The following is a 13,376-nucleotide window of genomic DNA, read 5'->3' on the forward strand; positions in this document are numbered from 1 at the left end:
CGCCACCCCGAGAGCCAATACTGGCGCGGGGTTCGGGGCGGCATGATTCAAGATCGTTGCACGGCGCGGCATTCCAGAGGGGGCTTTTGAAACCCCGCGCCAGTATTGGCTTTCCGGCCGGTCAGGCGTTGGCCGGCGGCGGAATGCGGCGTAGATGCACGGCGATGCCCACCCCGGCCAGCAGGCACAGGGCCAGCACCCCGGCCACGCCGAACCAGCCGTCGAACCCCCAGGCCAGGCCCGAGGCCCAGCCCAGCACCCCGGCGCCCAGGTAATAGAAGGTCAGATACAGGGCCGAGGCCAGGCCCCGGGCATGGGTGGCGCGGCGCCCCACCCAACTGCTCGCCACCGAGTGGCTGGCAAAGAAGCCGAAGGTGAGCAGCACCACCCCCAGGACGATGGTCGCCAAGTGCGACACCAGGGTGGTCAGCACCCCCGCCAGCATCAGCAGCATGGTGGCCCACATCACCTGGCGGCGCCCCAGCCGGTCGGCCAGCCGGCCGGTCCACGTGGCGGCCACCGGCCCCACCAGATAGACCATGAACACTGCCCCGGCCAGGGCCGGCCGCAGGTTGAACGGGGCCTCGCCCAGATGGTAGGCCAGGTAGTTGTAGGTGCTGGTGAAGCAACCCATGATCAAAAAGCCCAGGGCGAACAGCCAGCGCAGACCCGGGTCGCCCAGGTGGGCCGCCGCGTCGCGGCGCAGGGTGGCGAGCAGGTCGCGCCACGGCCCCGGGGTGGGGGTGAAATGGCGCGAGCGGGGCACGCTCTTGAGGAACATCACCGAGGCGCACAGGCCGAAAATGCCCAGGGTGACCATCACCGTGCGCCACGAGGCCATGTCCCCCAGGGCCGAGGCCACCAGGCGGCCGCTCATACCGCCCATGGAGTTGCCGGCGATGTAGAGGCCCATGGAATAGCCCAGGGAATTGGGCTCCACCTCCTCGCTCAGATAGGCCATGGCCACCGCCGGCACCCCGGCCAGGACCATGCCTTGCAGGGCGCGCCAGAAGAGCAGCTGGGAAAAGCCCTCGGAAGCGGCGGAAATCAGGGTGAACAAAGCCACCAGGGCCAGGCCGCCGACCATGATCGGCTTGCGCCCCAGGCGGTCGGCCAGGATGCTGGCCGGAATCAGGGCGAAGGCCAGGGCCGCGGTGGCCACCGACACCACGCCGCTGGCGGAAGCCGGCGACAGATCGAATTCCTGGGAGAACATGGGCATCAGCGGCTGGGCGCCGTGGAGCATGGCGAACACCGAAAAGCCGCCGACGAACATGGCCCGGCTGACCTTGCGGAATTCGGGAGTGCCGCTCTTGATGCGGGTGGATTCGATCTCGATCTCGGCCTCGGCCTTGGGCACGGTTGCGGGTGAAACGCTGGCAGCGGGGGGCATGGAGGGGGCGGTAAGGGCGGAAGCGGCTGGCACGGCGGTTTGGCGGTTCGGCGCTTGGGTGGAATGGGAGGCCATCCTAGGCCCGGCAAAAACAACAGTCCAATATATAATTGAGGTTGTTTTGATACGTTAAAAATATCAATGGAACTGCGCCACCTGCGCTACTTCGTCGCCGTCGCCGAAGAGCTTCACTTCACCCGGGCCGCCGAGCGCCTGCACATCGGCCAGCCGCCGCTGTCCCAACAGATCCAGGCCCTGGAAAGCGAGCTGGGGGTGACCCTGTTCGAGCGCAACCGCCGTCGGGTAGCCCTCACCGAAGCCGGCAAGCGCTTTCTCGCCCACGCCCGGCAGATTCTCGCCGACACCCGCAACGCCGCCGAGGAGGCACGCCGCGCCGCCCGGGGCGAGGTGGGCGAGCTGCGCATCGGCTTCACCTACTCGGTGCCGTTCACCAGCGTACTGCCGGGCTTGCTGCGGGATTACCGACAGCAGGCCCCCGGCGTCACCCTGACCCTGCACGAGATGTTTTCCACCGACCAGGTTATCGCCCTGGCCGAGGACCGGCTCGACGTGGGCTTCGTCCGCCATCTGGCCCGGGAAGACACGCCCGGGGTGGTCCTGCGCGAAATCCGCCGGGACCCGCTGCGCCTGGTGATCAACGCCCATCATCCCCTGGCCGACGCGCCGGAGGTGAGCCTGGCCGACCTGCGCAACGAGGGCTTCATCTTCTACCCCCGGGACGCCGGCACCGGCATCCACCGCGCCGTGGCCCAGATGTGCCGGGCCGCGGGCTTTGCCCCCAAGGTGGTGCAGGAGGCCCGGGAAGCCACCACCCTGATCGGACTGGTGGCGGCCGGCCTCGGGGTGACGGTACTGCCCTCCCCCCTCGAATGCGTGCGCATGCCCGACGTGCGCTACCTGCCGATCGCCGACCCGGGGGCTCACATCTCCCTGGCCGTGGCCCTGCGCGACCGCCCCCCGGGCCCTCTGTTGGCCGGATTTCTCGCCTGCCTGGAGCGCCAAGGCAGCGGCGATCCCTCGCCCACATTCATTTCCGCAGCCGACACCCCGTTCCAGGCACGATAAATCGCAAAAAAGAAGGAATCGGCCGCTGTTTTGCCCCTGCCCCGGCTTTTTGTCGCGTATCAGCCCGGATACCAAGGCGGACAGCAGTGTAAGGGTGTGTAAATCGAATATTTTAGTGCTTTGGCACGGCCTGCTTTTACGGTATTTTTCGTCCTGCAGCGCGGCGTCAGACCCGGCCGCAGGCTCGCCCCCGCCGTTCCAGCCAGCCGTTCCATCGCCAGCCACCTTCTCCGGGGGACCTGCGGCCCCTGTCGGCCCGTACCGGATCACCCCGCCCCACGGGCGCGGCCGTTGCCCGGGCGCTCCGCGCTCTGCCCTTCGGCCGCGACTTGGCCGACAATGGCGCCTTTCGCTTACCGTTGGCCCTGCACCGCGCCGGGCCGTTGCAGCCGGCTGATACGTCCGCCCCACCTACTTTCCCATCATCGAGGTTTCCATGACGACCCGCTCCGACGATCGTCGTGCCGCGTTCCGTAATTTCTTCACCCAAGGCCGGCGCCGCTGGGTGCTGGCCGGCCTCCTGGTCGCCGTGGCCGCCGGCGGCGCCTATTGGCATTACGGCACTTCCCCCGGTATCGACAAGGCCAGCGCCCAGGGCGCTCCAGGTGGCGGACGCGGGCCAGGAGGCCCCGGTGGGCCCGGCGGACCGGGGGGACGCCCCACGCCGGTCCAGGCCAAGGCGGTGCGCAGCGGTGAGTTGCACGTCTTCCTCACCGCCCTGGGCACGGTGACGCCGATCAATACGGTCACGGTGCGCAGCCGGGTCGATGGCGAACTGCTCCGGCTGCCCTTCAAGGAGGGGCAGATGGTCAAGGCCGGCGACCTGATCGCCGAGATCGACCCGCGCCCCTACCAGGTCCAGCTGACCCAGGCCGAAGGCCAACTGGCCAAGGACCAGGCCCTGCTGGCCAACGCCCGGGTAGACCTGGCGCGCTACAAGACCCTGATCGAGCAGGATTCGATTTCCAAGCAGCAGGTGGATACCCAGGAATCCCTGGTGCGCCAGTACGTGGGCACGGTCAAGAGCGACGAAGGCCAGGTGGCCAGCGCCAAGCTCCAGCTGTTGTACACCCGCATCACCGCCCCCGTGTCGGGCCGCATCGGCCTGCGCCAGGTGACCCCGGGCAACATCGTCCACGCCTCGGATACCAACGGCCTGGTGATCATCAACCAGATTCAGCCGATCCACGTGCTGTTCGCCCTGCCCGAGGACAACCTGCCGGCGGTGCAGGCCGCCCTGCATTCCGGCGCCCCGGTGCTGGTGGAAGCCTGGGACCGAGCCCAGAAGAACCTGCTGGCCACGGGCCGGCTGTTCACCCTGGACAACCAGATCGATACCGCCACGGGCACCGTCAAGCTCAAGGCCGAGTTCGCCAACGCCAAGGACGAGCTGTTTCCCAACCAGTTCGTGAACATCCGCGTGCTGGTGGAAACCCGTCCGGACGCCCTGCTCATGCCCACCGCGGCGGTACAGCGGGGCAGCCAGGGCACCTTCGTCTTCCTCGTCCGCGACGACAACACGGTGACGCCCAAGCCGGTCAAGCTCGGCCCGGTGGACGGCGAGGCGGTGGCGGTGGAGCACGGCCTTTCCGCCGGCGACAAGGTAGTGGTGGACGGCTCCGACCGGCTGCGCGATGGCGCCAAGGTCGAGGTGATCGAGCCCACCGTACCCAAGGGCAAGCCTGCCAACGGCAATCGGGGCAACCGCCGCCAGGGCGGCCCTGGCGGCGGCCGTCCCCCCGCTCCGTAAGCACGCCCGATCATGAATCCGTCGCGCCTGTTCATCCTCCGGCCGGTGGCCACCACCCTGCTGATGGTGGCCATCCTGCTCTCCGGCCTGGTGGCCTTCCGCTTCCTGCCGGTGTCGGCCCTGCCCGAGGTGGATTACCCCACCATCCAGGTGGTGACCCTCTATCCGGGGGCCAGCCCGGACGTCATCACCTCGTCCATCACCGCCCCCCTGGAACGTCAGTTCGGCCAGATGCCGGGCCTGGACGAAATGACCTCGATCAACTCCGGCGGGGCCTCGGTGATCACTCTGCGCTTCACCCTGGACCTGACCCTGGACGTGGCCGAGCAGCAGGTCCAGGCGGCCATCAACGCCGCCGGCAACCTGTTGCCCAGCGACTTGCCGATGCCGCCCATCTACAACAAGGTCAACCCGGCGGATGCGCCGATCCTGACTCTGGCGGTGACTTCGGAAACCCTGGCGCTGAACCGGGTGCAGGACCTGGTGGATACCCGGGTGGCCCAGAAGATCGCCCAGCTGCCCGGCGTCGGCCTAGTCTCCCTGTCCGGCGGCCAGCGCCCGGCGGTGCGGGTGCAGGCCAACCCGGCGGCCCTGGCGGCCTACGGCCTGTCCCTGGACGACGTGCGCAACGCCATCGCTGCCGCCAACGTGAACCAGGCCAAGGGCAACTTCGACGGCCCGAGTCGGGCCTCGACCATCGACGCCAACGACCAGTTGAAGTCGGCCGAGGACTACCGGCGCATGGTGGTCACCTACGCCAACGGCGCCCCGGTGCGCATGCGCGACGTGGCCGACGTGATCGAGGGGGTGGAGAACACCCGCCTGGCCGCCTGGGCCAACCGCAAGCCGGCGCTGATCATCAACATCCAGCGCCAGCCCGGCGCCAACGTGATCGAGGTGGTGGACCGCATCAAGGCGCTGCTGCCCCAGCTGGAGGAGAATCTGCCCGGCGCCCTGGAGCTGCGGGTGCTGACCGACCGCACCACCACCATCCGCGCCTCGGTGCACGACGTGCAGATGGAGCTGCTGTTCGCCATCGCGCTGGTGGTGATGGTGATCTTCATGTTCCTGCGCAACCTGCCGGCCACGGTGATCCCCAGCGTGGCGGTGCCCCTGTCCCTGGTGGGCACCTTCGGCGTGATGTACCTGGCCGGGTTCTCGATCAACAACCTGACCCTGATGGCCCTGACCATCGCCACCGGCTTCGTGGTGGACGACGCCATCGTGATGATCGAGAACATCGCCCGCTACATCGAGGAGGGCGAAACGCCCCTGGCGGCGGCCCTCAAGGGCTCGCGCCAGATCGGCTTCACCATCATCTCCCTGACCTTCTCCCTGATCGCCGTGCTGATCCCCCTGCTCTTCATGGGCGACGTGATCGGGCGGCTGTTCCGGGAATTCGCCGTGACCCTGGCGGTGTCGATCCTGATTTCGGCGGTGGTGTCCCTGACCCTGACGCCGATGATGTGCTCCAAGCTGCTGCGCCACGTGCCCGAGGAACGCCAGGGCCGCTTCTACAAGCGCATGGGCGCCTTCTTCGATACCGTCATCGCCGGCTACGGGCGCATGCTCGCCTGGGTGCTCGACCGGCAGCGGGCCACCCTGTGGGTCGCCGGCGCCACCGTGGCCCTCACCGTGCTGCTCTACGTGGTGGTGCCCAAGGGCTTCTTCCCGGTGCAGGACACCGGGGTGATCCAGGGCATCACCGAAGCCACCCAGGCCATTTCCTTCCCGGCCATGGCCGAGCGCCAGCAGGCCCTGGCCGAGGCGATCCTGGAAGATCCGGCGGTGGACAGCCTCTCCTCGTTCATCGGCGTGGACGGCACCAACGCCACCCTGAACAGCGGCCGGCTGCTGATCAACCTCAAGCCCCACGACCAGCGCAGCGAATCGGCCAGCGACATCATCCGCCGGTTGCAGCAGCGGCTCGCCGGGGTGCCGGGCATCACCCTGTACATGCAGCCGGTGCAGGATCTGACCATCGAGGACCGGGTCAGCCGCACCCAGTACCAGTTCACCCTCCAGGCCTTCACCCTCGAACAACTGTCGGAATGGGTGCCCAAGGTGCTGGAGCGGCTGTCCGCCATCCCGCAGTTGGCCGACGTGACCAGCGATTTGCAGGACAAGGGCCGCCAGGTGTTCGTGAACATCGACCGGGACACCGCCGGCCGCCTGGGGGTGACCACCGCGGCCATCGACAGCGCCCTGTACGACGCCTACGGCCAACGCCTGGTGTCCACCGTGTTCACCCAATCCAACCAGTACCGGGTGGTGCTCGAGGTGAAGCCTGAATTCCGCACCGGCCCCACTTCCCTGACCGACCTGCGGGTGCCGTCCACCGCCGGTGGCCTGGTGCCCCTGGCGGCGGTGGCGCGCATCGAGGAGCGGCCCGTGTCCCTGGTGATCAACCGCCAGGGACAGTTCCCCGCCGCCACCGTCTCCTTCAACCTGGCCAAGGGCGCGTCCCTGGGCGAGGCGGTGGACCTGATCCGCCAGGCGGAACAGGACGTGGGCCTGCCGGCCGCGGTGCAGACCAGCTTCCAGGGCGCGACCCTGGCCTTCCAGTCGGCCCTATCGAACCAGCTGTGGCTGATCCTGGCGGCCGTCGTCACCATGTATATCGTGCTGGGGGTGCTCTACGAGAGCTACATCCACCCGGTGACCATCCTCTCCACCCTGCCCTCCGCCGGCATCGGCGCCCTGCTCGGCCTGATGGTCTCGGGCACCGAGCTGACGGTGATCGCGGTGATCGGCATCATCCTCCTGATCGGCATCGTCAAGAAGAACGCCATCATGATGATCGACTTCGCCCTGGAGGCGGAGCGGGTCGAGGGCAAGCCCCCCCGGGAAGCCATCTACCAGGCCTGCCTGCTGCGCTTCCGGCCGATCCTGATGACCACCATGGCCGCTCTGCTCGGCGCCCTGCCCCTGATGCTCGGCACCGGCGTCGGTTCGGAACTGCGCCACCCCCTCGGCATCACCATGGTGGGCGGCCTGCTGGTGAGCCAGGTGCTGACCCTGTTCACCACCCCGGTGATCTACCTGGCCTTCGACCGGCTGGCCCGCCGCCTGGAGTCGGCCCGGCTCCGCGCCGGCGAATCCAGTGGTTCCAGCGGCGCCGACCGCTAAGGCACGCCCATGCGCCTGTCCGCCCTGTTCATCTACCGGCCGGTGGCTACCACCCTGCTCACCCTGGCGATCGCCCTGGCGGGCATCGTGGCCTTCCGCCTGCTGCCGGTGTCGCCCCTGCCCCAGGTGGATTACCCGACCATCTCGGTGACCGCCTCCCTGCCCGGGGCCTCGCCCGAGACCATGGCTTCCACCGTGGCCACGCCCCTGGAACGGGCCCTGGGGCGGATCGCCGGGGTCACCGAGATGACCTCCAGCAGCTCCCTGGGCTCCACCCGGGTGACCCTCCAGTTCGACCTGGACCGGGACATCAACGGCGCCGCCCGGGACGTGCAGGCGGCCATCAACGCTGCCCGCACCCTGCTGCCGTCGGGCCTGCCCTCGAACCCCACCTACCGCAAGGTGAACCCGGCCGACGCGCCGATCATGATCCTGACCCTGACCTCGGACACCCTGTCCCAGGGCCAGATGTACGACGTGGCCTCCACCGTCATCGCCCAGAAGCTGTCCCAGCTCGATGGCGTGGGCCAGGTCAGCGTCGGCGGCAGCTCCCTGCCGGCGGTGCGGGTGGAGCTCAATCCCCGGGCGGTGAACCAGTACGGCATCAACCTGGACACGGTCCGCACCGCCCTGGCCAACGCCAACGCCAACCGCCCCAAGGGCATGGTGGAGGACGAGGAGCACCAGTGGCTGGTCGGCGCCAACGATCAGGCGAAGACGGCCAAGGACTACATGCCGCTGATCGTCAGCTACGTGAACGGCGGCCCGGTGCGCCTGTCCGACATCGCCACCGTAGTCGATAGCGTGCAGGACCTGCGCAACGCCGGCTCGGCCAACGGCAAGCCCTCGGTGCTCCTGATCATCAACCGCCAGCCCGGCGCCAACATCATCGAGACCATCGATCGCATCCGGGCCGAGCTGCCACGTCTGCGCTCGGCCATTTCCCCGGCCATCGACCTGGCCGCCGGCATGGACCGGTCCCTGACCATCCGCGCCTCCCTGCGCGAGGTGGAAACCACCCTGGCCATCGCCGTGGCGCTGGTGATCCTGGTGGTCTTCCTCTTCCTGCGCAACGCCCGGGCGGCCCTGATCCCCTCAGTGGCGGTGCCGGTATCCCTGATCGGCACCTTCGCCGCCATGTACCTGGCCGGTTTTTCGCTGAACAACCTGTCGCTGATGGCCCTGACCATCGCCACCGGCTTCGTGGTGGACGACGCCATCGTGGTGCTGGAGAACATCGCCCGCCACATCGAGGACGGCATGACCCCGATGCGCGCCGCCCTGCGCGGCGCCAAGGAAGTGGGCTTCACCGTGCTGTCGATGAGCCTTTCCCTGATCGCCGTGTTCATTCCCATCCTGCTCATGGGCGACATCGTCGGCCGGCTGTTCCGGGAATTCGCCGTAACCTTGTCGGTGGCGATCCTAATTTCCCTGGTGGTCTCCCTGACCACCACGCCGATGATGTGTGCCCGGCTGCTCAAGCGCCGGGAAGAGGCCCCCTCCCCCGCCCCGCAGGACCACGCCGAAACCGCGCCGCCGTCGCGCCGCCGCGCCTTGCTCGCCCGCCTCAATCCCCTGGCCTGGCAGCCCTTCGTCGCCCTCCAGGCCGGCTACCGGCGCACCCTGGGCTGGGCCCTGGACCATAGTCTGGTGACCATCCTGATCCTGGCGGCCACGGTGGCCCTCAACGTCTATCTCTACATCATCGTGCCCAAGGGCCTCTTTCCCCAGCAGGACACGGGGCGGATCATGGGCTTCATTCAGGCCGACCAGAGCATTTCGTTCCAGGCCATGCGGCAGAAACTGTCGGACTTCATCGACATCGTGAAGGCCGACCCGGCGGTGGATACGGTGGTGGGCTTCACCGGCGGCAGCCGGGTCAACTCCGGCTCCATGTTCATCAGCCTCAAGCCGGTGCGCGAGCGGGGCGTTTCCGCCGACCAGGTGATCAACCGGCTGCGCGGCAAGCTATCCCGGGAGCCCGGGGCCAACCTGTTCCTGGTGGCGGCCCAGGACATCCGCATCGGCGGCCGGCAGAGCAGCGGCTCCTTCGACTTCACCATCAAGTCCGACGAGCTGCCCGAACTGCGCAAGTGGGAGCCGCCGATCCGGGCCGCCCTGTCCGAGCTGAAGGAACTGGAGGACGTGAGCACCGACCTTCAGGACAAGGGCCTGTCCACCACCCTCAACATCGACCGGGACGCCCTGGCCCGCACCGGGCTGAACATGAGCCAGCTGGTGGCGGCCCTGGGCAATGCCTACAGCCAGCGCCAGGTCTCCACCATCTACAACGACCTGAACCAATACAAGGTGGTGATGGAGGCGGCGCCCCAGTTCTGGCAGCAGCCCGAAAGCCTGAGCGACGTGGTGCTCATCGGCCCCAACGGCGCCCAGGTGCCCCTGGCCGCCGTAGCGCGTTGGGAACCCACCTTTACCCCCCTGGGGGTGGCCCACGACGGCCAGTTCGTCTCATCCACCGTATCCTTCAACCTGGCCGAGGGGGTTTCACTGTCCCAGGCTTCCGACGCGGTCAAGCGGGCCTTGGACAAGATCGGCGTGCCGACCTCGATCCAGGCCGGCTTCGAGGGCAACGCCAAGCAGTTCCAGTCCAGCCAGTCGAGCCAGTTGCTGCTCATCCTGGCCGCCCTGGTCACCATGTACATCGTACTGGGCATGCTCTACGAGAGCTTCGTCCACCCGCTGACCATCCTCTCCACCCTGCCCTCCGCCGGGGTCGGCGCGCTGCTGGCGCTGATGGCCTTCAAGACCGAGTTCGGCGTGATCGCCCTGATCGGTGTGCTGCTGCTGATCGGCATCGTCAAGAAGAACGCGATCATGATGATCGACGTGGCCCTCGACACCCAGCGCCGCCACAACCTGGCCCCGCGCGAAGCGATCTTCCGCGCCTGCCTGCTGCGCTTCCGCCCGATCATGATGACCACCCTGGCCGCCATCCTCGGGGCCGTGCCCCTGGCCCTGGGCCACGGCGACGGGGCCGAGCTGCGCCAGCCCCTGGGCATCGCCATCGTCGGCGGATTGATCGTCAGCCAGTTGCTCACCCTCTACACCACCCCGGTGGTGTACCTGTACCTGGATCGCTTCGGCCAGTGGAGCCGGGGCCGGCTGCGCCGCCTGTTCGGCCGCAAGCCAGCCGAGGCCAATCCCGCTGTCCAGTCCTGAGCGCCCTTTTGCTTCCATGACGCCGTTTGATCGAACCGCCATGACCTTCCGTACCGTCCCGCTTTCCCTTCGCCCGCTGCCGGTCCTGGTCGCTCTGCTGCTCGCCGGCTGCGCCGTGGGGCCCGACTACAGCCGCCCCAGCACCGCCGCCGCCACCGCCTACCGCGAGGCGACCGCCGACCCGGGCTGGACGCCGGCCAAGCCGGCCAGTCCGTCCCAGTCCGACCGCTGGTGGGAAATCTACGGCGATCCGGTGCTCAACCAGCTGATCGACCAGATCGACCTGAACAACCAGACCCTGCGCCAGTACGAGGCCCAGTACCGCCAGGCCCAGGCCACGGCGGCGGCGGCCCGGGCCGCCTTCTTCCCCACTCTGGGCGCCAACGCCGGCGTTACCCGGAGCCGCAGCGCCGGCACAACCCAGGTGAGCACTCTGCGCACCCTGTCCCTCAGCGCCGCCTGGGAACCTGACCTGTGGGGCAGCGTGCGCCGTAGCGTCGAGGCCGGTGAAGCGGGCACCCTGTCGGCTCAGGCTACCCTGGCCTCGGCCCGCCTGTCGGCCCAGGCCACCTTGGCCCAGGATTATTTCCAGCTGCGCGTGATCGACGCCGAACTGGCCCTCTACGACCAGACCCTGGCCGCCTACAAGCGCTCCCTGGACATCACCCGCAACCAGTTCGCCTCCGGCATCAACACCCAGGCCGACGTGGCCCAGGCGGAAAGCCAGTATCAATCCACCGTGGCCCAGCGCCTCGACCTGGAATTGCAGCGCCGCCAGCTGGAGCACGCCATCGCCCAGCTGCTGGGCAAGGCGCCCGCCGATTTCGCCCTGCCCCTAGCCACCAGTGCCAGTGCCAGCGCCGACTGGCGGCCTGACGTGCCGGTGGTGCCGCCCGGCGTGCCCTCCACCCTGCTGGAGCGCCGGCCCGACGTGGCCGCCGCCGAATACCAGGCAGCCGCCGCCAACGCCCGCATCGGCGTGGCCAAGGCCGCCTACTTCCCAGCCCTGACCCTGACCGGCTCCGGCGGCTACCAGAGCCAGACCCTGGCCCAGTGGTTCGACGCCCCGAGCCGGGTCTGGTCCCTGGGAGCCGCCCTGGCCCAGACGATCTTCGACGGCGGCCTGCGCCGCGCCCAGACCGACCAGGCCATCGCCGCCTACGACGCCACCGTGGCCCAGTACCGGCAGACGGTGCTGGGTGCCCTGGTGGAAGTGGAAGACAACCTGGCCGCCCTGCGCATCCTGGAGAACGAAGCCCAGGTCCAGGACAAGGCCCTGGCCGCCGCCCGAAAAGCCGAGCAGCTGGCCATCAACCAGTACAAGGCCGGCACCGCCACCTATCTAAACGTGGTGGTCGCCCAGGCCAGCGCCCTGTCGGCGGCCCGCAGCGCTTACCAGATCCTCGGCCGGCGCCTGTCCGCCAGCATCCTGCTGGTCTCGGCCCTGGGGGGGCATTGGGAAGGGGATTCGGCGGCCGCCGACGGTGCGCCGGTCAGCCAGGCTTCGGCCGGGCGTCCCTGAGGCAGGGCGTTGCCCTAGCGGGGCAGTGAAGGCTGCCAATTTAGGACCTGAATTGGCCGGGTAGAAGCACCGCTGGATTTTCTTCGACGTGGCGGGGAGCCGTGTGCCCCCCCTTTCGCCCCTTGCTACCGTGATAAAAGGCAGTCCCCGGGATTTCTTCAGTGGGTCGGTTCGTCGTCCAGGGTGGGCAAGCGCAGCACGTCGATGCCCTCGTCCTCCAGGGCCTCGTATTCCTCGTCACTGGCCTGGCCCCGGATCGCCCGGGCAGGAGCATCGCCCAGGTGAATCTTGCGCGCCTCGCTGGCGAAATCCTGGCCCACGTCCTCGGACGTCTGGACCAATGCCCGCACCACCTGACGCAGCAGCTGCTCGGGGGAGATTTTTTTCGGCGGGACGGTCGTTGCCGGGGTTGCCCCGGCCGTAGCATCCGGCGCCCCATCGGAAGTACTTGCCGTGGAGCCGGTGCGATGCATGATGTGGCCGCCGGAAGGAATCTTCTCGATTCGCTCGGAACCGCACACCGGGCAAGCGAGCAGGCGCCCGTCCCGTTGCCGGGAAAAATCCTCGGCGGAGCGGAACCAGCCTTCGAAGCGGTGCTGCTGTTCGCAGGAAAGGTCGTAGATGATCACGGCCGGCGGTGTGCGCACGTGGTGCCCGGGACGGGACTTGAACCCGTAAGCCTTGCGGCGGCGGATTTTAAGTCCGCTGTGTATACCAATTTCACCACCCGGGCAGGATGAGGAAAGCGAAAGGGCGCATTATAGCCGCAGCCAGGGTTGCCACGGGATTCAATGGGATAAATCGGCCAATTGTTGGCGCAATTGGCTACAAGGCGCGCAAAAACAAAAAAGGGACGCCAGACGGCGTCCCTTTTCAACTTGGAGCGGGAGAAGAGTCTCGAACTCTCGACCTATACCTTGGCAAGGTATCGCTCTACCAACTGAGCTACTCCCGCAAAACCTGCTACTGCTCGCCTCGTACAACCAACCGAAAAAGTCGAGGCGATTTCAAACTTTTTCTTGATTTGGAGCGGGAGAAGAGTCTCGAACTCTCGACCTATACCTTGGCAAGGTATCGCTCTACCAACTGAGCTACTCCCGCAAAACCTTTTACTTCAAGCTACTGGAGGCGCGAGCCGGAGTCGAACCGACCTACACGGATTTGCAATCCGGTGCATAACCGCTTTGCTATCGCGCCAAAACCAAACATTCCGCGTGGTTCGAACCACATGGGCAAAGACGCCAATCTTTACCCAGAAATCTGGAGCGGGAGAAGAGTCTCGAACTCTCGACCTATACCTTGGCAAGGTATCGCTC

Annotated in this window: 7 protein-coding genes and 4 tRNA genes; 5 read left to right on the forward strand and 6 right to left on the reverse strand. The window is 67.7% G+C overall.

Translation table 11 applies throughout. From position 1 onward, the window contains the following. Positions 1 to 121 precede the first annotated feature (121 nt). Positions 122 to 1,393, reverse strand: a complete 1,272-nt coding sequence (locus LWW89_RS06460) for an MFS transporter (RefSeq protein ID WP_293262934.1) — start codon at positions 1,391 to 1,393, stop codon at positions 122 to 124. A gap of 141 nt (positions 1,394 to 1,534) precedes the next feature. Here LWW89_RS06460 and LWW89_RS06465 point away from each other — a divergent pair, with 141 nt between their 5' ends. From LWW89_RS06465 to LWW89_RS06485, 5 genes are all read left to right on the forward strand, one after another. Then, positions 1,535 to 2,479 carry a LysR family transcriptional regulator gene (locus LWW89_RS06465; RefSeq protein WP_293262937.1) on the forward strand — a complete coding sequence of 315 codons (945 nt, stop codon included), beginning with the start codon at positions 1,535 to 1,537 and terminating at the stop codon, positions 2,477 to 2,479. A gap of 436 nt (positions 2,480 to 2,915) precedes the next feature. Then, positions 2,916 to 4,229 (forward strand): MdtA/MuxA family multidrug efflux RND transporter periplasmic adaptor subunit, encoded by a 1,314-nt coding sequence (locus tag LWW89_RS06470; protein WP_293262940.1) that lies wholly within the window; start codon positions 2,916 to 2,918, stop codon positions 4,227 to 4,229. A 12-nt stretch (positions 4,230 to 4,241) separates the two neighbouring features. After that, positions 4,242 to 7,358, forward strand: coding sequence for an MdtB/MuxB family multidrug efflux RND transporter permease subunit (locus tag LWW89_RS06475; RefSeq protein ID WP_293262943.1), 3,117 nt, complete (start codon positions 4,242 to 4,244; stop codon positions 7,356 to 7,358). Positions 7,359 to 7,367: 9 nt separating this feature from the next. Continuing rightward, positions 7,368 to 10,538 carry a multidrug efflux RND transporter permease subunit gene (locus LWW89_RS06480; RefSeq protein WP_293262946.1) on the forward strand — a complete coding sequence of 1,057 codons (3,171 nt, stop codon included), beginning with the start codon at positions 7,368 to 7,370 and terminating at the stop codon, positions 10,536 to 10,538. A 40-nt stretch (positions 10,539 to 10,578) separates the two neighbouring features. Further along, positions 10,579 to 12,060, forward strand: coding sequence for an efflux transporter outer membrane subunit (locus LWW89_RS06485; RefSeq protein WP_293262949.1), 1,482 nt, complete (start codon positions 10,579 to 10,581; stop codon positions 12,058 to 12,060). 158 nt (positions 12,061 to 12,218) lie between these two features. Here LWW89_RS06485 and LWW89_RS06490 read toward each other — a convergent pair whose 3' ends face one another. The 5 genes from LWW89_RS06490 to LWW89_RS06510 form a co-directional block, all read right to left on the reverse strand. Beyond that, a complete protein-coding gene (locus tag LWW89_RS06490) occupies positions 12,219 to 12,689 on the reverse strand; it encodes a DUF1178 family protein (protein ID WP_293262952.1) in 471 nt (156 codons plus the stop codon). Positions 12,690 to 12,708: 19 nt separating this feature from the next. After that, positions 12,709 to 12,793 (reverse strand) — tRNA-Leu (locus LWW89_RS06495). A gap of 146 nt (positions 12,794 to 12,939) precedes the next feature. Further along, positions 12,940 to 13,015, reverse strand: a tRNA-Gly gene (locus LWW89_RS06500). A gap of 70 nt (positions 13,016 to 13,085) precedes the next feature. Next, a tRNA-Gly gene (locus LWW89_RS06505) sits at positions 13,086 to 13,161 on the reverse strand. 22 nt (positions 13,162 to 13,183) lie between these two features. Next, positions 13,184 to 13,257: transfer RNA gene (locus tag LWW89_RS06510), tRNA-Cys, on the reverse strand. Between the last annotated feature and the right edge of the window lie 119 nt (positions 13,258 to 13,376).

The organism is Oryzomicrobium sp. (genome assembly GCF_021287045.1).
In the GTDB taxonomy this organism is placed as follows: domain Bacteria; phylum Pseudomonadota; class Gammaproteobacteria; order Burkholderiales; family Rhodocyclaceae; genus Oryzomicrobium.

Excerpts from the sequence above, each read along its gene's own strand:
- LWW89_RS06480 (WP_293262946.1), top strand. The coding sequence starts at position 7,368 with ATGCGCCTGTCCGCCCTGTTCATCTACCGGCCGGTGGCTACCACCCTG.
- LWW89_RS06465 (WP_293262937.1), top strand. The coding sequence starts at position 1,535 with ATGGAACTGCGCCACCTGCGCTACTTCGTCGCCGTCGCCGAAGAGCTT.
- LWW89_RS06460 (WP_293262934.1), bottom strand. The coding sequence starts at position 1,393 with ATGCCCCCCGCTGCCAGCGTTTCACCCGCAACCGTGCCCAAGGCCGAG.
- LWW89_RS06475 (WP_293262943.1), top strand. The coding sequence starts at position 4,242 with ATGAATCCGTCGCGCCTGTTCATCCTCCGGCCGGTGGCCACCACCCTG.
- LWW89_RS06485 (WP_293262949.1), top strand. The coding sequence starts at position 10,579 with ATGACCTTCCGTACCGTCCCGCTTTCCCTTCGCCCGCTGCCGGTCCTG.
- LWW89_RS06470 (WP_293262940.1), top strand. The coding sequence starts at position 2,916 with ATGACGACCCGCTCCGACGATCGTCGTGCCGCGTTCCGTAATTTCTTC.